This is a genomic window from Paenibacillus sp. UMB7766-LJ446 (genome assembly GCF_030226665.1).
Lineage (GTDB): Bacteria > Bacillota > Bacilli > Paenibacillales > Paenibacillaceae > Paenibacillus > Paenibacillus vandeheii.
In genome coordinates this window covers 258,016-277,072 of the sequence record NZ_JASOYM010000002.1, presented here as the reverse complement: position 1 = coordinate 277,072, position 19,057 = coordinate 258,016, and the positions used below count along the sequence as shown (strand labels likewise).

The 19,057-nt window shown below is 45.4% G+C and carries 20 protein-coding genes; 2 read left to right on the top strand and 18 right to left on the bottom strand.

Annotated elements, in window-relative coordinates:
* Positions 1-32: 32 nt before the first annotated feature.
* The 6 genes from QP794_RS06260 to QP794_RS06235 form a co-directional block, all read right to left on the bottom strand.
* Positions 33-716 (bottom strand): cytochrome c biogenesis CcdA family protein, encoded by a 684-nt coding sequence (locus QP794_RS06260; protein WP_285075771.1) that lies wholly within the window; start codon positions 714-716, stop codon positions 33-35.
* Between the two features lie 51 nt (positions 717-767).
* On the bottom strand, positions 768-1,847 hold the full coding sequence (locus QP794_RS06255) for a sensor histidine kinase (protein WP_285075415.1): 1,080 nt from the start codon (positions 1,845-1,847) through the stop codon (positions 768-770).
* Complete coding sequence (locus QP794_RS06250) at positions 1,816-2,502, bottom strand: response regulator transcription factor (RefSeq protein ID WP_350338850.1); 687 nt, start codon at positions 2,500-2,502, stop codon at positions 1,816-1,818. Before QP794_RS06250 ends, QP794_RS06255 begins: the two co-directional genes overlap by 32 nt.
* A gap of 5 nt (positions 2,503-2,507) precedes the next feature.
* Complete coding sequence (locus QP794_RS06245) at positions 2,508-2,981, bottom strand: DoxX family membrane protein (protein WP_285075413.1); 474 nt, start codon at positions 2,979-2,981, stop codon at positions 2,508-2,510.
* Positions 2,982-3,081: 100 nt separating this feature from the next.
* On the bottom strand, positions 3,082-3,522 hold the full coding sequence (locus tag QP794_RS06240; protein WP_285075412.1) for a DM13 domain-containing protein: 441 nt from the start codon (positions 3,520-3,522) through the stop codon (positions 3,082-3,084).
* A 316-nt stretch (positions 3,523-3,838) separates the two neighbouring features.
* Entirely contained in the window at positions 3,839-4,729 is an 891-nt protein-coding gene (locus QP794_RS06235) for a LysR family transcriptional regulator (RefSeq protein WP_285075411.1), read from the bottom strand.
* Positions 4,730-4,871: 142 nt separating this feature from the next.
* Between QP794_RS06235 and QP794_RS06230 the strand changes: the two genes are divergently transcribed.
* Positions 4,872-5,891, top strand: a complete 1,020-nt coding sequence (locus tag QP794_RS06230; RefSeq protein WP_285075410.1) for an alpha/beta fold hydrolase — start codon at positions 4,872-4,874, stop codon at positions 5,889-5,891.
* 184 nt (positions 5,892-6,075) lie between these two features.
* Here QP794_RS06230 and QP794_RS06225 read toward each other — a convergent pair whose 3' ends face one another.
* The 5 genes from QP794_RS06225 to QP794_RS06205 form a co-directional block, all read right to left on the bottom strand.
* The gene (locus QP794_RS06225; protein WP_285075409.1) at positions 6,076-6,906 is read right to left on the bottom strand and encodes a phosphoenolpyruvate hydrolase family protein; all 831 of its coding nucleotides are present in this window, start codon (positions 6,904-6,906) and stop codon (positions 6,076-6,078) included.
* Positions 6,899-8,146: a Tm-1-like ATP-binding domain-containing protein gene (locus QP794_RS06220; protein ID WP_285075408.1), complete on the bottom strand. Its 1,248-nt coding sequence runs from the start codon at positions 8,144-8,146 to the stop codon at positions 6,899-6,901. The genes QP794_RS06225 and QP794_RS06220 overlap by 8 nt, the downstream gene beginning before the upstream one ends.
* A gap of 142 nt (positions 8,147-8,288) precedes the next feature.
* Positions 8,289-9,488 carry a phosphoenolpyruvate hydrolase family protein gene (locus QP794_RS06215; RefSeq protein ID WP_285075407.1) on the bottom strand — a complete coding sequence of 400 codons (1,200 nt, stop codon included), beginning with the start codon at positions 9,486-9,488 and terminating at the stop codon, positions 8,289-8,291.
* Positions 9,489-9,651: 163 nt separating this feature from the next.
* Positions 9,652-10,392, bottom strand: coding sequence for a type I methionyl aminopeptidase (gene map, locus QP794_RS06210; RefSeq protein ID WP_024633312.1), 741 nt, complete (start codon positions 10,390-10,392; stop codon positions 9,652-9,654).
* 249 nt (positions 10,393-10,641) lie between these two features.
* Complete coding sequence (locus QP794_RS06205) at positions 10,642-11,235, bottom strand: TetR/AcrR family transcriptional regulator (protein WP_285075406.1); 594 nt, start codon at positions 11,233-11,235, stop codon at positions 10,642-10,644.
* Between the two features lie 222 nt (positions 11,236-11,457).
* Here QP794_RS06205 and QP794_RS06200 point away from each other — a divergent pair, with 222 nt between their 5' ends.
* The gene (locus QP794_RS06200; protein WP_285075405.1) at positions 11,458-12,315 is read left to right on the top strand and encodes an SDR family oxidoreductase; all 858 of its coding nucleotides are present in this window, start codon (positions 11,458-11,460) and stop codon (positions 12,313-12,315) included.
* Between the two features lie 84 nt (positions 12,316-12,399).
* Here QP794_RS06200 and QP794_RS06195 read toward each other — a convergent pair whose 3' ends face one another.
* The 7 genes from QP794_RS06195 to QP794_RS06165 are packed head-to-tail and all read right to left on the bottom strand — an operon-like array spanning position 12,400 to position 19,000.
* Complete coding sequence (locus tag QP794_RS06195; protein ID WP_285075404.1) at positions 12,400-13,710, bottom strand: ABC transporter substrate-binding protein; 1,311 nt, start codon at positions 13,708-13,710, stop codon at positions 12,400-12,402.
* A gap of 24 nt (positions 13,711-13,734) precedes the next feature.
* A complete protein-coding gene (locus QP794_RS06190; RefSeq protein ID WP_053779416.1) occupies positions 13,735-14,559 on the bottom strand; it encodes a carbohydrate ABC transporter permease in 825 nt (274 codons plus the stop codon).
* A 19-nt stretch (positions 14,560-14,578) separates the two neighbouring features.
* Positions 14,579-15,451: a carbohydrate ABC transporter permease gene (locus tag QP794_RS06185; protein WP_024633307.1), complete on the bottom strand. Its 873-nt coding sequence runs from the start codon at positions 15,449-15,451 to the stop codon at positions 14,579-14,581.
* Entirely contained in the window at positions 15,448-16,536 is a 1,089-nt protein-coding gene (locus tag QP794_RS06180; RefSeq protein WP_285075403.1) for an ABC transporter ATP-binding protein, read from the bottom strand. Before QP794_RS06180 ends, QP794_RS06185 begins: the two co-directional genes overlap by 4 nt.
* Before the next feature lie 24 nt (positions 16,537-16,560).
* Positions 16,561-17,397, bottom strand: a complete 837-nt coding sequence (locus QP794_RS06175; protein ID WP_285075402.1) for a metallophosphoesterase family protein — start codon at positions 17,395-17,397, stop codon at positions 16,561-16,563.
* A gap of 37 nt (positions 17,398-17,434) precedes the next feature.
* Positions 17,435-18,268 (bottom strand): HAD-IIA family hydrolase, encoded by an 834-nt coding sequence (locus QP794_RS06170; protein WP_285075401.1) that lies wholly within the window; start codon positions 18,266-18,268, stop codon positions 17,435-17,437.
* An 18-nt stretch (positions 18,269-18,286) separates the two neighbouring features.
* The gene (locus tag QP794_RS06165) at positions 18,287-19,000 is read right to left on the bottom strand and encodes a glycerophosphodiester phosphodiesterase (protein WP_285075400.1); all 714 of its coding nucleotides are present in this window, start codon (positions 18,998-19,000) and stop codon (positions 18,287-18,289) included.
* Positions 19,001-19,057: the final 57 nt, after the last annotated feature.

Genomic DNA, 19,057 nt, shown 5'->3' with positions numbered 1-19,057 from the left:
TCCTCTCCTTATATTCGCTTGAGAATCTACAACTAAAAATTAAAAGCAGCTGTAATGATGGCCAGATTATTGGTCATCAGCAAACCCCCCATCACGATGAGGATAACGCCAGATACGACTTTGATTACTGGCGTATACCGATACAATTTTCGCAAATGACGCAGTAGCATATCTGAGAACACTGCCAGAACCAGAAATGGAATGGCCATTCCAACTGTGTAAATGAACATCATCCAGACACCATAGGCTGCTGATCCACCGCTGGCAGACAGACCCAGGATAGCAGCTAGTACGGGACCAATGCATGGAGTCCAGCCAAAACTGAATGTTAAGCCCAGCAGAAATGCTCCCCAGGCACCCCTTTGTTTTCCCGATCCTAGCTGCAAACGTTTCTCCTTTTCCATAAAAGCCAATTGAATGAATCCGGTCTGTTGAATGCCAAACCCGATTACAATTGCACCGCAGGCGATCATAAACCAGGAACTGTTAATCACACTGCCAAGTGCTCCTGCTCCAAAACCAAGAAGCAAGAAAACGACCGATAAACCTAAAATAAATAGCAGGGTGTGTCGAATCAACCTGAGATTTGGACGGAAACTTGCTGAATCCGATGGCTCTGACAAACGTCCAGCCTCCGAGCTCCCAAGAAAGGAAAAATAAACGGGAAGCATCGGGAGAATACAGGGAGAGAAGAAGGAGAGAATCCCCGCAGTCAATACACTCCAAAGGTATACATTTTCTGTAAACAAATTACGCCTACCCCCAGTCTATATTTTCTTAGGGAAAATGAGTGTAAACTGACTCCCTACTCCATATTGAGATGTGACTTGAATCTGCCCTCCGAGCATTTCCGTGAGCTCCATCGCTATGGAAAGTCCGATCCCAGAGCCTCCATAATTGGGATTGCGAGATTCTTCCACACGGTAGAATCTCTCAAATATTCGCTGTAACTTATCTTCTGAGATCCCGATTCCCTCGTCTTGAATTTCAAAACGAATACGATCCCCTTGAGAGATTACATTAATTTGTATCCTTGTTCCTGGCTGCGAGAATTTCAACGCATTGCTCAGTAAATTGCACAAAATACGTTCCATGCACGTTTTATCTGAATATAGCCAAAGATTCTCCGCATTCAAGTTAATATCAATCATCCGGTTCTCCAAAGTAATCTGAGGCTCAAAAGACTGCAACACATCTACCAGAAGATGATCTATCCACAGCTGCTCTACTTTAAAAGCAATAGCTCTTTGGTCAATGGCGGTTATCGCAAATAATTCATTGGCAAATGAGACAACACGCTCTGTCTGCTCCCCAATCCCCAATAAATATGTTTTCATTTTGTCAGGATCCTGAACAATTCCATCGATTAAAGCTTCTGAATAAGACCGAATGGAAGCAAGCGGTGTTTTGATGTCATGAGATAGATTGGCAATCAGTTCACTCCGGCGATTTTCCTCAAGCTGCAAAGCTTCAATTTTACTTTTTATATCCTGGGACATATGGTGAAGTGATTCGCTCAATTCCTGCAATTCTTTTGTTTTGCTGGATGAAACCGGAAAGTCATAGTTGCCTTGAGCAATCGCATGACTTTGTTCACTCAGACGTGAAATTCCCTTGGCCATCGGAAAAATAAAAAAAGCATTAATAACCAAAGAAAGGATACTGGATGCGACGGTGATCAGCATAGCCATCTGTAAACGTTCGTAATCCAAAAACATATGCTTGTAAGCAACAAACAGCACAACGGTCACCAGCAGCAAGCTAACCAGATATGAAAGAATCAGACTTGTGCGCAATTTCATTCCGTTCTCACCTTCATCCTTCGCTACTTTTGAACTGATATCCAATTCCCCATACCGTTTTGATGACTACCGTTTTGTCCCGATCAAGCGTAGCCAGCTTTTCACGCAAATGATGAACATGCACATTCACAGTACTGGAGTCCTCATAATAATCATAACCCCATACTTTTTTTAACAGCTCAGACTTGGAGAGTACCCGATGCTTTTCTTCCACAAGGGTCCAGAGCAAATCGAACTCTTTGTTGGTGAGGTCAAGCATCTGTTCATTCATATACGCAGCACGTTCGTCCTTATTCAGGCGCAAGCCTTGTTCTTGAAGTACTGCTGGTTCATGAAGCTTGAATTTATTCGCCCGTTTCAAAATATTGCGAATGCGAAACAATAGCTCTCTTGGACTAAACGGCTTGGTCATATAATCGTCCGCGCCCAGAGCAAGTCCATACAAGGTGTCCTTCTCCTGATTGAGAGCCGTCAAGTAGAGAAACGGAATATCATACCCTTCTGCCTGTAACTGCTCCACGTACTCATACCCATTTTTTTTAGGCATCATAATATCTACAACCATGAAATCAATCGCATTACTCTTCACAATTTTTTCAGCTTCTTCTCCATTCGTAGCCGTGAAAACGGTGTAGCCTTCATTCAGCAGATATAACTGACAGATCTCAACGATCGGCAGTTCATCATCTACAATCAGCACTGATGTCAATGAATAGTCACATCCCTTTGCTCAGGTTTAGCAGATGCTTGTTTCCATCCGAACTTGCGCCTCCATTGCGGGTATAACAAACGTTCAAGACTACAATCTGTAGTCCACCCCAGTCTGGAGAGCAGGATAGCCGATATCATAATCTCTACGGGATAAGTAAAGACCATATCCGCTAAGATATAATTAACATGGACAAATACGGAAAACAGCAGAGCTGGCAAGGTTAACAATCCAATGATAAGCCCTGCCCCTATCATAATCTCTCCAACTGGAATGAGTATGTCAAAGACGGGGGACAATGGATGCACGATATTCTGAAAAAAAACTTTATACCAATCTGGCGAGTCCGTATTTGCTGCAACAACCGGTACCAGACTTTCAACTCCGAATCCCCCGCTTAATTTGTAATACCCGGAACTGATCCATAACCAGCCCATAAAGACGCGAGTCCCACTAAAAATCCAACCCATGATTCTGTGAAACCATCGCATGAAGCACCTTCTCTCTGACGATAAGGAGGCAGTCTCTTTCGACCCGAATTCGGATAAAAGAGAGACTGCCCTGTACAGGTCAACTTAACGAAGCACTTCCAAAGATTACATGAGCCTTGTCACAATAAATCAAAACTGTATCATACTCAGCCGGGTCTACTCCTGTAAGATCAAAACTTTGCTCTGTTTGCTTCAGGTCGATTTTGCCCAAGCTTTTGCCCATTGTTACATCTTTCCCTTTTGTCAGGTAGATGTGCAGATCCGGCCCTTTTGACGTTTTAAAGTCACTGAGCATTATCTTTCCATCTTTGATCTCCACCTTGCCTTCGGAGATTTCTTTTCCGTCTCCGCTTAACATTCCCGTTTTCATTACGGGCATCTCTGTTGTTTTGGATTGCGGCATTTCCGTTGCAGTCGAAGCTTGTTTGTTTGACTCTGCTGGTGTATCTTGCATCCCGCACCCTGCCATGACTACTGTAGCCACCATCAATGAAATTCCTGTGGATAAAAACTTTTTCATATAATCACTCCATCCATATATGTGTTATTGCTTTGCCTATGTATAAAGTATAGATTGCCCTTAACGGAATTGAAATTAAGCATCTATAAGGACTTTATTAAGTAAGCATTAAATTTATGGTGGAGTACATCCGTTGGGCTCTTCGAAATTTGGACAAAACTTGCCCCCCTTAAAGCAAAAAAGTCGCTATATTAGCGACTTATAGTCGGACAGTGTTCTCCCTCAAAATATCGGACGAGTCTACAATCCATTACAGTCTATGGCTTGAACCATGAACTTAGGAGATATGTGTGATACTTAGGAGAAATGTGCCCCTTCAGTTATCGGCAATCACTTCTCTAGCAGCCTCTATAAACGACGAGATGATGGGTGACATCCATTTGTCTTTGTGCCACAGCATCTGAGTATACACATGCAAGTCCGGGATCTCCCAAGGAAGTACCACAAGTTCGCCCCGTTCAACTTCGGCTTTGACTGTCATTTCAGGAAGAAAGGCTATGCCGATTCCCGTAATGGCACATTGTTTTATAGCCTCGGCATTTTGAAACTCCAAATACGTAATGCTATCAATGCCCTCTTTCTCAAATCCCCGGTCAAACATCGTTCGGTAGGTACAGCCCTTTTCATTCGTCAGGAATACTTCGTCATGAAAATCTTTCAACTGTAATGAACTGCGTTTCGTAAGTGGATGGTCTGGAGCAACATAAAAGCGAAACGTTTCTTCTAACAACGGTTCGACGGTCAATCCACTTGAACGAATGGATTCATCCAACATAAAAACGACATCCGCAGTGCCCTCAAAGAGTGTTTCCTTAAGTTGCTGATTGGGAACGGAGCGAAAAATGAGTCGTACTCCCGGAAATCGGGAACGAAACAAATGAAAGACAACCGGAAGCCGATAGGCGCAGAGAACCTCGTTGGCACTGATTGTCAGGGTCCCGCTTAGATTTTCTTCGTCATGAACCATGCTGCGGGCTTCGTCCAATCGGTTAAGTACAGCTTGGGCATGAGTTAAAAATCGTTTACCCGCGGTTGTAAGCACGAGTTGTTTACCGAGACGATCAAAGAGACGAACACCCAGTTCTTCTTCCAATGCTTTGATTTGCATCGTAACGTTCGAAGGAACATAATTCAGCACTTCCGCGGCCCGTGTAAAATTTAACGTGGTTGCAACTGTGCAAAATGTGTTGAGTTGGCGCAATTCCATTTTGCGATCTCCTTTTACTTTCAATTTTATTGAAGACTACATTGAATTCTATTCACTTTTACTGAGGATACCACGAGTTTATACTGACAACAAGAAATTACATTTCGTATATGTGGTTTCATTTTGAAGGGAGAGAGACAGGATGGATTATGAAATTTTTAATTTGGGTGATGTAGTTTTACAATCTGGGGTAACATTACCCAATGCATTCCTCGCTTATAAAACGTATGGAGAATTGAATGAGAAGAAAGATAATGTCATCCTCTATCCTACAGCTTTTGGGGACCAGCATGTTCAGAATGAATGGCTAATTGGCAATGGCATGGCACTAGATCCGCAAAAATACTTTATTATCGTTCCGAATCTACTGGGCAACGGATTATCTTCGTCTCCCAGCAACACGCCGCCTCCATTCGACCGAGCTCAATTTCCTCGGGTCAGCATCTATGACAACGTTCAATTTCAACATCGGCTGGTCATCGAAAAATTTGGCATTCAGAAGATTGCCCTTGTCGTTGGATGGTCCATGGGAGGTATTCAGGCATTCCAATGGGGGGCAAGTTATCCAGACATGGTAGAACGAATTGCACCCATTGCCGGCGTTGCCAAGACTTGGCCGCAGACGTTTGTCGTCCTGAATGGGGTAAGCGCTCCGCTTCTGGCTATCGCCCACTTCGATGCAAGCAAACTGAATGATTTGACTTCTGCTGATTTGCGCGCCGTTGGGCGTGCCTATGCGGGATGGGGATTTTCGCAGGCCTTTTATAGAGAAGAGCTCTATCGGGAGTTTGGATTTGACTCCGTAGCCGATTTCGTGACTGGTTTCTGGGAAGATGCCTTCATGCAGATGGATCCGCACAACGTCTTGGCGATGTTTAGTACAGGCCAGTCTGCAGATATTAGCGCTAACCCCACGTATAACGGAGATTTTGAAGGAGCTCTAAGGAGTATTAAAGCTTTAGCTTGCATCATGCCAGGGAGCACTGACCTCTTCTGCACACCCGATGATAACCTATACGAAGCAGAGCGAATGCCTAATGCGATATTTAGTCCAATTCATTCGATCTGGGGACACTTTGCTGGTCGCGGAATCAACAGCGTCGATAATCAATTCATTGACGACAACCTGAGACAATTGTTGGAACGTCATGCAAGCGAATAGACGATCAGGAGTCTCATAAATATCAATAATACAAATATGGTTCTTTGCTGTTAAGCTCACTTTATTTGTTTATTTAGCTCAAATACTTGGGTACGCAAAAAAAGGCAGCCGCAACATTTCTGTTCGGCTGCCTTTTTATTATTTTAAACAAACTTTAATTATTCAGGTTGCTACCAGAGAGAAGCTATTTCCGAATCGACTTGAAGGACTCTGTCTGCTGTGTAATGCCCTTCTCCGCCGCAAAGCGTTCGATGCTGGACGCGCCAAAGAATCCATCGATACCCTTCGTTCTCTCAATGACATAAGCCGCATCCTCCGGCTCTGCAATGGGTCCACCGTGGCAAATAATCATGATATCCGGGTTCACAGCCCGACCGGCTTCAATAATTGCCTCGATTCGTTCTACACAGTCGTCCAGTGTCAGCGCTGTTTTTGCACCAATGGAGCCCTTGGTCGTCAAGCCCATATGCGCAACCAAAATGTCAGCCCCTGCCTCCGCCATGGCCTTTGCCTGAGCAGAATCAAAAACATACGGAGTGGTCAACAGATCCAATTCATGGGCGATACGGATCATTTCTACCTCCAGATCGTACCCCATACCGGTTTCCTCCAGGTTTTGTCTGAACACCCCGTCAATTAAACCAACGGTTGGGAAGTTCTGAACACCGCTGAAGCCTTGCTCCTTCAGCTGCTTCAAATATACCTCCATTATACGAAAAGGGTCGGTGCCACATACCCCTGCCAGAACAGGCGTATGCTTGACGACGGGCAGTACCTCGGCTCCCATCTCAACAACTATTTGATTGGCATCACCATAGGAGAGCAAACCCGCCAACGAGCCGCGACCCGCCATTCTGTACCGACCGGAATTGTATACGATTAGCATATCTGCTCCGCCCGCTTCACTGCTCTTGGCTGTTATGCCTGTACCTGCCCCGACACCCAGTAGAATTTTACCCTGCTTTACTTCTTTCCTGAATTTGTCCATAATTTCTGATCTGTTCAACTTATTCATTTCGTATATCCTCCTTATTGGATTCATTAGGAATTGCATGCATGAGAGTGATCAGCTTTTGTGCTGCAGCCTCTGCAAAGGCCGGATCGTTGATGGTGCAATCCATTTCAATCACTTCAACAATCGAGCGGTCGACGTGCTGGCGCAGGGTATCAAACAACATTCGGTCTTCCTCCGGTCCGTAGAAAGGCTGCCCCTCCACATCGATTGCGGAAATACCTTTAAGCGGCAGCATGAGCACGGTGCTTTCTTTTGCCATATTCAGCTTCTCCGCAAGCTTCCTGCCAATCTGTTCATTCTCTTCCACCGTGGTTCTCATCAGGGTTACCGTCGGATTATGCTGATAAAACTTATGATCCTTGAATTTCTCCGGCACAGTATCTGTCGGCCCAAAATTGCACATGTCCAAGGCGCCCACCGAGATCACCTGCGGAATGCGATTGCGTCCTGCAGCCTCCAAGCGATTCGGCCCCGCATTCAAAACACCGCCGATGATTTCATCCGCCCACTCCGTCGTCGTCAAGTCCAATACCCCTTCAATGAATCCCGCTTCAATCAACGCCTCCATCGACTGCCCTCCGATGCCCGTGGCGTGGAACACGAGCACCTCGTAGCCCCGCTCCTCCAAATATTTTCTTGCCGCTGTAACACATGGTGTTGTCACTCCGAACATCGTGGCTGCAACCAGCGGTTTCTTATCCGGTTTGTGCGTATGCTCAAACTTGAGCATACCCGCCATCGCAAATAACGCATTTGTAAATATTTTCGTAGAAATCGAATTCAATCCTGCTACATCCACCACGGATGGAATCATGACAATATCACTCGTGCCTACGTATGGAGCTGTGTTGCCAGATGCAACGGTCGATACCATCACCTTCGGAACACCAATTGGCAGAGCTCTCATGGCTGGTGTGACCAGTGAGGTTCCGCCAGTGCCACCAAAGGAAATGATTCCGTCAAATTTACCCTGCTTGTATAACTGAGGTACCAGCTTTTTTAATCCTATGGACAAAACCTCTGTAGCCAAAGCCCGATCCTTCTTTGCCGCAAGTTCCTCTATGACCATGCCTGCGGCGTGGGCGACTTCCCGATTAGACACATCCGGAACAAAGGACGGCTGGAATACACCTGTATGGATCATCAAGGTTCCCAACCCAAGTTCCTCTGCAATGCTCTTAATGTAAAGGTATTCATCACCCTTCGTATCAAACGTACCAATGATTGCGACGGTCTTCATTCCATGGCCTCCTCGTATGACTCATATAGAACAAAAGCTCGATCGCAGGCAGCAGGCTGATTTTTCTCTAACAGAAAAACCAGTACGATCGCTATAGCTTCATCATACTGGTCCTGTTTAGTTATGAAAACGCTTTTATGTTCTATGTTTTTGTGTTTAGGTTAGATCTGTACTGCTTGGGAGAACAGCCCTTAAGCTTTTTAAACATTTTGCTGAATTGAGCATAATTAGGATACCCTACCATGCCGGCCACCTCGGATAATTGAAGCTGCGGGGCATGAAGAAGCGTAACGGCTTTATTTATGCGGAAGCTCACCAGATAAGTCTGAAAGCTGCAGCCAACTTCCTTTTTAAACAAGCTGCTCAAATAGCTGCGGGAAACATGAGCCACCTTGGCCAGATCCGAAAAAACAATTTCACTGTTGTAGTTTTGTGCTACATATTCTTTGACAAACTCAACGTAATCATAATGCTTGGTGATGCCTTTCAGCATTTTAACCATAAAATCGTCCTCATCCAGATTACCCAGTCGTTTAAAATCGCGAGTAATTGACGTGATGGACTTCTCCGAAGGAATTCGTTCAAAAGCAGACCCGCCAATATAGCCCATAATGTCTGTATTGTTGCTATACATGTACTGGACATCGACTGGCGTCTTGACCGGCCCCCCGTAAATCATCTTGATCACATCCGGCTTAAGCTGGTTGCAGGTATCAAAAATACGCAGTGCCTTTGATTTGGCCGCCTCTAAGGATACAACCTTCCGTGCGCCCAATAATCCGCCTTCAGTGAGACCGAGGTGAGCACAGATTACATCTGCCCCCGCCTCAATCATATGGGCCGCCTGAAGTTCATCAAATACAAACGCCACCGTAAACAACTCCTGTCGATGAGCCAGGCGTATGGCCTCAACCTCTATGTCATAGCTGATCCCGTCTTCCTCCAGAGCCTCTCGGAACAACCCGTCTATCAACCCGACTGTAGGGTAGTTGTTGACCCCCGAAAAGCCTCTTTCCTTGATTTCCTTCATGTATTCAGCCACTTCTATAGTTGGATCATTCGCATTCAGTCCAAAGAGTACGGGAGAATGCCTCACCAGCGGCACAATTTCTCTTGACGCAAAATCCATCACCATCTCATTACTGTTGCAAAACGGTAAAAAGCCCGCCAGAGAGCTTCTCCCCATCTGGCGAAACCTGCCGGAGTTCAGCATTAATATAAAGTCCGCTCCGCTCTGAGCTGCATACTTGGCTGTAATGCCTGTGCCTGTCGAGACTCCGATGATGTGATTACCTTCGCGCAGCTCTGATTGAAGACGTTCCAGTATAACTCTTCTGTTCAAGCCCCATCCGCTCCTCATCCCAATTTAACAACTGTAGCTTTTGTCCCTCAATATTATTATTGTACCTTAAAGTTATGTAAGCAATTGATTAAGCGGAATCAAAAAAGCCGATCTCCCAGTTGGGAAATCGACCTAAAAAGAAGCTCTCTTTCAATTCATTTCATTAAAGTGTAACAATAATCGGACCATTTTTAGTCAGGATAATCGTATGCTCCACTTGAGCTACATAGCTTTTTTCTGTAGCAAAGGTCCAATTGTCTTCTTTTTGGAATACTTCTTCTTCTAGGGTAGAGATAAATGGTTCGAAGGCAATAACCATGCCTTCTTTTAATAATTCATCATCCGAAGTATCGTTATAATTATAAATATGGTTAGGTGCTTCGTGTATGTTACGTCCAACACCATGTCCTGTAAGGTTTTTAATAACCGTTAATTCATGCTGTCTAGCTGTTTGGAATACGGCTTTCCCAATTCCACTTTTTTTGGAACCGGGTTTTGCTTTTTTAAGGCCGGCTTCAAATGCTTCTTTAACGACATCACATATTTTCGTTAACACTTCTTCTCCTTCGCCTACTACAAACGAAATTCCAGTATCTGCGAAATAGCTGTTCTTGGAGCCAGAAACATCTATATTTACCAGATCTCCTTCATGAATAACCCGTTGCCCTGGAATACCATGTGCCACTTCTTCATTAACACTAATACAAGTAAAGCCAGGAAAATTATATTCACTTTTGGGAGCCGAAACTGCGCCTTCTTTCTCAAAAAGCTCCCCAGCTATATCATCAAGCTCCTTCGTCGTTATGCCAGGAATGGTTCTTTGCACCAACTCATCTCGAATTAAGGCAACAATTCTGCCAATTTCCTTCAAACCATTAAAGTCTTCTTCTGTTTTTGCAATCATTTTTCCTACCTCACTATCTTTAATCGTCAATTAACTGTATAAGCTGAAACACACATTAGATAATCATATCTAAAGGGGCAAAGCTTCGCAACTTTTTTTAAATCGTCGGAGCGTTAGTGAAATGCCCTGTATATCCCCTTTACTTTTTAGTTATGAAAAGACGTTTTTCGTGTTGTTCCTATAAGTATGCTTTGTGAATCATTAGGTGACTACATCGACGGGATCAAAGCATTCAAAAAATGCTTGTCTCTAACGGGTTGTGCTCTCCCAATATGGGGCCAAATTGAACGATAAAACCTCAATGACTTCTTCAAACATCGTTTCGAATGAGCGATCCTGGGGGTTCCGGCTCCACTGCAATGCCGATCCGAATATGCCCCAACTGATAACGAGTGCCATGGCTTCCCATTTTTCTTGCGAAAAGTCCTTTGTCTGCACTTCATTTATTCGTTTAAGCAGGAGTCGATGAAGATCCTGATGCATGGCATTTTCAAACAGAGATTCAAACTGCTTGTCTCCTGGCGTACTACATTGTTTAAACTGCAAAAGAAAATCGAATATGGTTTGCATAAGGATTCGCAAATTGTCCTCATTACATCTTGCTTCTTCCGGCAGTCTATCCCTTATCGTCATTTGGAATTTTTCCGTCATCCAATATTCTAGAAAGTCATATTTATCCTGAAAGTGCGCATAAAATGTTGTCCGATTTACGATTGCTTGATTCGTGATATCGTGCACAGAAATGGAATATACGTTTCTCTTTTTCCCAATCAGATCGTTAAAAGCCTGGACGAACAATTGACGGGTTCTTTTAACACGCGGATCCTGAGGATTAACCGACATTTCACGACCCCTTTCTCTTGGAACTACACTAACAGACAAAAGGACAAAAATGTTGGGAACACAACAAAAACAGCTTTTTGCAGGTTGTTCGCACAACTCAATCCTTTTATCTTTTGATTATGCGACTTATTCAACACGCACTTATACGATTATGATTGCACAAACAAAATCGTATAACAACTAACTTTTTTTTGATTTGCATACGAAAGGATGAGTGTAGAAATGATTGTTGTTACAGGAGCGAACGGAAAATTAGGTCGGAAAATCGTAGAGCAACTTCTCAAGCGTATTCCTGCCAGGGATATTGGTGTAAGTGTCCGTGATGTGAACGCGGCTCAGGATTTAAAAGAACGCGGAGTTCGTGTTCGGCAAGGACATTTCGATAATTCTGAAAGTCTCCTTCACACCTTTGAGGAAGCATCTCAAGTTCTCCTCATCTCCTCCCACTCCTTGGGAGAAGTGGCTGTTCGTCAGCATCAAGCCGCAATTGACTCGGCAAAGAAAGCCGGTGTTCGTCGACTGCTGTATACTAGTCAAATGTTTTCATCTGCAACGTCGCATTTTTCTCCCATGAACGTTCATGCTGCTACAGAAGAGTTACTAAAATCTTCAGGAATGGCTTTCACGTCGCTGCGAAACGGCTTCTATGCCGCATCAGCGATAATGTGGATGGGTGACGCCTTGAAAACAGGAGAATTGATTGCTCCGGAAGATGGTCCTGTTGCCTGGACAACCCATTCCGACTTGGCTGAAGCCACAGCAGTAATCCTGACAGAACAGAAATATGAAGGTATAACTCCTAACCTTACGGCTTCCGAAGCGATTGATATGGATAGAATCGCTTCGATTGCTTCCAAGGTTTTGGATCGACCGATTCGGCGAATTGTCGTGTCGGATGATGAATATCGGAACCATTTGATATCCCGTGGACTTCCGGAAGCAATGGTCGGCATGCTTACGGGAATGTTTCAGGCAAGTCGACAGGGAGATTTCTCGCATACCCATCCCGCTTTGGAAAACCTGATTGGCAGATCCCCAGTGAATTTTACGGATTTCTTTAAAGGTTCAATTTCTCAATAATACGTTTTCTCGTTTAACGACCAAAACCAAAGAGCCAAGCGGCACATATGCCGCCTAGCTCTTTGGTCATTTCAAATCATAACTTTACTTACTCAGCAAGGCATCGGCCTTCTTTGCTGCTTCAGCTACAGCTGCCTCTGCCGAAACGGAAGAATCAACAACCGCGCGAAGAATCTCATTTTTGATCATCTCACCAATCTCTGGATACACCTTCTGCATTGGACGTGGACCGGCATATTCCAGTTGGTCAACCGCCACCTTGAACAGCGGCTTTTCCTCATAAAGCTTCTTCATTTCATCGCTCTCCACTGCACTGATGCGGCTAGGCAAATATCCGGTAAAGGAGCTTGCATAAATCGTTTGCTCTTTGGCAGTCATCCACTTGATGAACTTCCATGCTGCCTCCTGCTTTTCTGGAGACAGGCCAGAAGTCATAACCAGATTGGCGCCGCCTGTCGGCACCCCATACGTATCATTCGCTGGCATATATGTCGTTCCCAATTCAAAGCCTTGATCTTCTGCAACCTTCATATTGTTTGTCAGGTCCGCAGTAGAGGAGAACAGCATCGCTGAACGCTGATTGTGGAAATCCGTCTTCGCTTGCGTACCAGCATCATCCGTCGTACCAATGTTCATAATGCCTTCATCCTTCATTTTCAGCCACAGCTTCACAGGCTCAATTCCGGTTTCATTGTTGAACGCCGCGCTTTTTCCATCTTCACTGATCATCGTTCCTCCACTCTGTCTCACAAAAGCCTCATAGAACCAAATATCAACAGGCATTGAGATGCCGTAGCGCTGATCCTTGATCGTTAACTTGCGCGCATAATCTTCAAATTCCGCCCAATTCTTTGGTCCAGCAGGATCAAGTCCTGCCTCCTTCAGCATCGTACGATTAAAGTACAGGATCGGTGTGCTGCGTAAATAAGGGAGAGCATACAGTTTATCATTCACATAGGAATTTCCCATGAGCCCTTGAATAAAATCATCCATATCCAGCTGATCCTTCTCAACAAAAGAAGTCAACTCCTGCGTCATGCCCGATTCGGCAAACACACCAACTGAAGAAATTTCATTTTGCCATACTTCGGGGGCATTGCCCGCTGCGAATGCAGCCTGCGCTTTAGAATGCTGATCTGCGTACGTCCCCTGATATTCAGCCTTCACAACCACTTCATCTTGGGATTCGTTAAACATTTTGACCAAGTTCTCATTGTTCTCGGCAATTTTGTCTCCCCATGAGTACCAATATGTAATCTCTATGGGTTTGTTGGCCGTGCCATTCGAACTACCGGAAGCAGCATTATCGGTTGAACCAGCGGAGTTGGAATCACCGCAAGCAGTTACAGTAAGGGCAAGCGTTGCCGCTAACAAAATAGATGCAAATTTTTTCATGGATAAATCCTCCTATTAAATTAATTATTTTACACCCGAATAGACAAATGCTTTAATAATTTGACGTTGTCCAAATAAGAAAACAATCAGAATCGGAACGACCAAAATCATGTTTCCAGCCATTAGAATGTGCCAGGCAGCTCCTCCGTCCACCTCGCGCAGCTTAGAGATCCCAATCGGAAGTGTTCTTGCTGCATCGGAGGTTGTCATCACGAGCGGCCAGAAGTAATCATTCCAGTGTGCAATGAAGCTGAACAATGCAAAGGTGACCAGTGTTGGACGGGCCATCGGCACCATAATTTTGAGAATGATTTTCCATTCCGGCGTTTGGTCAAGCCGTGCCGCTTCAATAAGCTCTTCCTGTACTTGCTTGAATGACTGCCTGAGCATGAATATGCCGAAGGCGCTGGAAGAGAAGGGCAGAATGAGTGCCAGCAAATTATTAATGAGTCCCCACTTGCTCATCAACAAATACACAGGCAGGAAAATGAGCTGACCCGGAATCATCAAGGTCACCATCGTTATCCCGAATAACAGCTTGTCTCCTTTGAAGGAGTACCTTGCAAAAGCATAGGCTGCCAATATAATGGTCGTGAATTGAAGAATGAGTATACTGACTGATACAACAACGCTATTCAGTAGATATTTCAAAAAAGGCCCTGATTCCCACGCCGCTTGGAAATTGCTCCACATCACCTTGGAGGGAATCCACTTGGGTGGAAAGATCACCGTCTCCGGGTAAGACTTCAATGATGTTGAAATCATCCATAGAAAAGGGATTGCAAAAATCGCAACCAAAACGATCGTGGCAGTAATATTCAGGATACGCAGCAACGACTTCCTTGCCATGACATTTCCCTTCCCCTCTCTATTGGTAGTGAACCTTGCGGCTCAGCAACTTGAAGTAGACTAGCGTAAGTAAACCAACGACAACGAGCAGGATCGCTCCCGCTGCCGAAGCGTAACCAATCTTGAAGTAGCGGAATCCGTACTCGTAGATGTAAAAGACGAGCGTGTTCGTTGAATTGATCGGACCCCCATTAGTCATAATGGCAATGGTCTCAAACACCTGGAATGAACTGATCAAATTAATGATAATTAAGAAAAACAGGGTCGGCGAAAGCATGGGGAGCGTAATCTTGTAGAACTTCCGCCACCAATTGGCCTCGTCCAGAGCTGAAGCCTCATACACATCCTTAGGTATGCTTTGCAGACCAGCGATGAAGATGAGAGCATTGTAGCCCACTCCCTTCCAGACCGAAACAAGCACAAGCGACAGTAATGAACTGTCCGGGCTGCTCAGCCATGTCTGCTTGGGCAAGCCAACTATGTCCAGTAAAGCGTTAAGCAATCCGAATTTGGGGTCCATTAGCCACATCCACACCAGGGATACAGATACAAGTGAAACAATATGTGGACTAAAGAGTGCTCCCTGAACAAATCCGTACCATGCCCCTTCCCGATTCAGCCATATCGCTAGCAGAAGCGAAATTACAATGGATAAGGATACGGAAAGAAGCGTATAGTTCAAGGAGTTGCTCAGCACCTGAAGAAACTCATTATCCTTAAACAGCTCGACAAAGTTGTTAAAGCCGACAAACTCCTTGACCGGATTAATGAAATCCCAGTTGTAAAAGCTCAAGAAGATCATATAAAAGATCGGATAGATGAAAAAAATGGAGAACACTACGATGGAGGGAGCCACCATGGCATAGGGACGAAGCCTGGACCAAACGGTCATGAATAGTTCCCTCCCAGAACAATAAGCTCTCCAACTTCGGCCCGCTCATGCTGGCGGGCGCGCATACCGCCCCGGTCAAAATAGTACAGATCCTGCATAGACACGGAGACGTATACCTCGGATGCTGACTCCAACGGCTTCAAAAAGCTCTTTACGGAGACAAGACCAAGCGCGGATTCCAGTTGATAGATGATTTCTGCTCCCAGTGTCTCGCGTGTCAGGATGCGAGCCGGGAACTGCAATTGGCCGGGCTGCGGCCTGTTCTCAGTCGTCATCGTTGCCTTCTCGGGACGGAAGCCAAGCTGCCCAATTTCGTCATGCAGCTGCCCATGTAGCAAAGGCAGGATACATTCACGATCAATCACATTCATCGGTGGTGTGCCGATAAACTGGGCTGTGAAAACATTATCCGGATCATCGTAGATTTTCATTGGACTATCCGCTTGTTGAATACGTCCTTTATTCATGATGACGATACGATCTCCCATCGACATGGCCTCAACCTGGTCATGAGTAACAAAGACAAAGGTTGTACCTAGCCGTTTGTGAAGCTGAATTAACTCCGTTCGCATCTGATGGCGAAGCTTGGCATCCAAATTGGACAATGGCTCGTCCATCAGGAAGACCCCTGGATTTTTAACCATGGCCCGAGCCAAGGCAACCCGCTGCCGCTGACCTCCGGACAGAGCCTGCGGCTTCTTATGCAAATATTCGGCTAGACCGACAACCTCGGTGATCTCCTTAACAAGACGCTCCCGCTCCGTTCGGGGCACCTTGCGGTTCACTAAGCCGAATTCGATGTTTTCCTTGACCGTCATCATTGGATATAGTGCATAGTTTTGAAATACCATGGCAATATTTCGCTTGCCCGGCTCCACTCCATTGACACAATGGTCTCCGATCCAAATTTCACCGCCCGACTCCTTATCAAGTCCTGCGATCATGCGGAGTGTCGTCGATTTTCCACAGCCGGACGGGCCAACCAATACCGTAAATGACCCATCCTCAATGGTCAGATTGAGACCTTCGATGACTTTATCCTGCTTGAAGCTTTTCTCAATCTGCTTCAGTACAATTTGTGCCATGCCAATCCCTCCTTTTTCTTCATATTAGTGTGCAGCCGACGTTATCTGAACGGTCAACAGTAGGTCGCTCTCTTCTCCCAGCGCATCCGCAACAGGGCCAAAACCAGGCGTATCAAGACAAAAGCTCTGAATATCATGATTAAGATCAGCATCCTGTATAAGCCGGTGAGTTATGGTTACCTCGTTCTCATGAACTTCAATAACGCGGTATGCTGGCACATCGAGACAAGCTGCGGTCTGTACATAATGCCAATTTCCTTGCTTCACGATTGAGTTCATGTGATTATGCCCGCAAAAATAGATGCCTCCTTGTGGCCTACTATTGATCATGTCTTTTAGTTCATCCTGAGGACGAATGTACAGCTTATCGAGCGCCGAGCGCGCAGTTGTATCAAATACCGGATGATGCCCAAAAAGCAGAACTTGCTTCTGATGTGAATCGGAAAGCTGCTCTTTAAGCCATATCAGCTGCTCTTCGTTCAACTCTCCTCCCCAATCCGAACGGTTCATTTCCTTGGTCGTATCCAAAAAAATCAGTTTGGCGTGAGGCGTATCTATGGCTCGATAGCATGGCTGACCTGTAAGCGTGGAAATTTCATGCTTTGGCAATGAATACGTATCATGATTGCCGAGAACATGAATGAAGCTCCGTTCACTTTTCGCAAGAATAGAGTAAATCGATCGGAGTTCCTGAGCCGTTCCTTCATGCGTTAAATCCCCAATAGAGATATGAAAGTCCGCCTCCTCCTTCAGAAAAGCCTTGAGCATATGCTCGTATGCCCGGACTCTTGCAGCCTTCACTTCTTCTGTCCCGTGACTCATGCTTGAATAGTGAAGATCGCCAAGTAACGCCAGACGCATAAACGCCACCTCCATCTTTTTTTGGTCACCTTGCCGCTTAAGCCTTCTCTACCTGCAGCACATTTAAAGTCTTTGAATGGACCTGCTGCTCCATGATGCATTCGTTGAGGGAAGGCCATATATAATCCGGAACGATATCTGTCTTTGCGATATCTTCTCTTGATGAGATACCCGTAAGCACGAGCGCAGTCTTCATCCCATTCTGTTGTCCAAATAAAATGTCTGTTTCCAGCCGATCGCCTATCATGAGGCATCTGCTGCTATCCACATCCAAAAGCTGGAGCGCCTTCTCTGCATAATAGCGAGAGGGCTTGCCAATCACGACCGATGCTTTCTGCTGGCTAGCCGCCTCGATCGAGCTTAGAATGGCTCCGGTGTCCGGGATGATATCCCCTGGAACGGGGCAGCAATTGTCCGGATTAGTTGCAAGCAAAGCTGCTCCATGGCGCACTGCTTTTGCCGCCCGATGAAGCTTATCGTAATGAAATTCCCGATCCATTCCGACTAACACATGCGTGGATTGATTGGGATCCTCCGTAATTGCTATCCCGATTGCCCGAAGTTCTCTTTGCAAAGCCTCTTCCCCTACAACCAGCACCTTGGCGTCCGGCGCATGCTCTGCAAAATACATTCCTGACACAAAGCCTGCGGTCAGAATTTCATCAGGCTGGCACGAAATGCCCAAACTCAGCAGCCGCTTGTAGCAATCCTCCTTGGTAAGAACAGGAGTATTGGTAAGGAACAACAGACGTTTGCCTCGTGACCGCAAGCTGTTTATAAAGCGATTCACGCCAGGCAGTCTCATCTGGCCAATATAGATTGTTCCGTCCAAATCAAAGCAATAAGCATCATAAGCATATAAATCCTCCATAACCCTACGCCTGCCCGCTCACAATGAGCTGGACAACTCCAATACATCTATGAAGCATTCCAGTTCGTCTGTACAGACCCATACGGACGGATACTCCTGAAATTTCTTCATGACGGAAGTCTCATTAATTGTCCAAGCCATCAGTTGAATTCCTAATTCTTTACATTGTTGAATGTAATGCTCGGTCACAAAGGCATGGTGTATGGACAAGAATGTCGCCCCCATTTCTTGAGACCAGTCAAGAATAGCCTTCGAACAGCCAAAGGTGATGAGACCGATGTGTACATCGCCTGAACGTTGCCTGATTTTCTCCAGGGCATCAAAATCAAATGACGTAATGACCACCTGATTCAGCATGTCGAATTCCTCAATCACTTCAAGAACCCTTTCCTCCAGCTGAGGATAATAGTTTCCCATCTGCTTCAGCTCGATGTTAAGTTGAATCTTACCCTTTAAAATTCGCAGTACCTCTTCCAGGGTTGGAATATGCTCCGCTTGCTCCATTTCTAAAGATTGCAGCTCCGAAGCTGTGTAATCGACCACCCTGCCCGTTCCATTGGTCATACGGTCAAGTGTATGGTCATGAATGACAACTGGAATTCCATCCTTGCTGAGATGTACATCGAGTTCCAGATGTGTGAACCCAAGCTCTACCGCCTTTAAAAAGGAGGAAATCGTATTTTCAGGATACTTTTTTGGATAACCGCGATGAGCAACTCCTTGAATCATCATGTTTTGTTACCTCCTGTTTGTATTTTTTGGACAACACAAAAAACCCAGCAGCAAATC

Excerpts from the sequence above, each read along its gene's own strand:
- QP794_RS06245 (WP_285075413.1), bottom strand. The coding sequence starts at position 2,981 with ATGGGTTGGATTTTTAGTGGGACTCGCGTCTTTATGGGCTGGTTATGG.
- QP794_RS06240 (WP_285075412.1), bottom strand. The coding sequence starts at position 3,522 with ATGAAAAAGTTTTTATCCACAGGAATTTCATTGATGGTGGCTACAGTA.
- QP794_RS06235 (WP_285075411.1), bottom strand. The coding sequence starts at position 4,729 with ATGGAATTGCGCCAACTCAACACATTTTGCACAGTTGCAACCACGTTA.
- QP794_RS06230 (WP_285075410.1), top strand. The coding sequence starts at position 4,872 with ATGGATTATGAAATTTTTAATTTGGGTGATGTAGTTTTACAATCTGGG.
- QP794_RS06225 (WP_285075409.1), bottom strand. The coding sequence starts at position 6,906 with ATGAATAAGTTGAACAGATCAGAAATTATGGACAAATTCAGGAAAGAA.
- QP794_RS06220 (WP_285075408.1), bottom strand. The coding sequence starts at position 8,146 with ATGAAGACCGTCGCAATCATTGGTACGTTTGATACGAAGGGTGATGAA.
- map (WP_024633312.1), bottom strand. The coding sequence starts at position 10,392 with ATGATTGCAAAAACAGAAGAAGACTTTAATGGTTTGAAGGAAATTGGC.
- QP794_RS06205 (WP_285075406.1), bottom strand. The coding sequence starts at position 11,235 with ATGTCGGTTAATCCTCAGGATCCGCGTGTTAAAAGAACCCGTCAATTG.
- QP794_RS06200 (WP_285075405.1), top strand. The coding sequence starts at position 11,458 with ATGATTGTTGTTACAGGAGCGAACGGAAAATTAGGTCGGAAAATCGTA.
- QP794_RS06195 (WP_285075404.1), bottom strand. The coding sequence starts at position 13,710 with ATGAAAAAATTTGCATCTATTTTGTTAGCGGCAACGCTTGCCCTTACT.
- QP794_RS06190 (WP_053779416.1), bottom strand. The coding sequence starts at position 14,559 with ATGGCAAGGAAGTCGTTGCTGCGTATCCTGAATATTACTGCCACGATC.
- QP794_RS06185 (WP_024633307.1), bottom strand. The coding sequence starts at position 15,451 with ATGACCGTTTGGTCCAGGCTTCGTCCCTATGCCATGGTGGCTCCCTCC.
- QP794_RS06180 (WP_285075403.1), bottom strand. The coding sequence starts at position 16,536 with ATGGCACAAATTGTACTGAAGCAGATTGAGAAAAGCTTCAAGCAGGAT.
- QP794_RS06175 (WP_285075402.1), bottom strand. The coding sequence starts at position 17,397 with ATGCGTCTGGCGTTACTTGGCGATCTTCACTATTCAAGCATGAGTCAC.
- QP794_RS06170 (WP_285075401.1), bottom strand. The coding sequence starts at position 18,268 with ATGGAGGATTTATATGCTTATGATGCTTATTGCTTTGATTTGGACGGA.
- QP794_RS06165 (WP_285075400.1), bottom strand. The coding sequence starts at position 19,000 with ATGATGATTCAAGGAGTTGCTCATCGCGGTTATCCAAAAAAGTATCCT.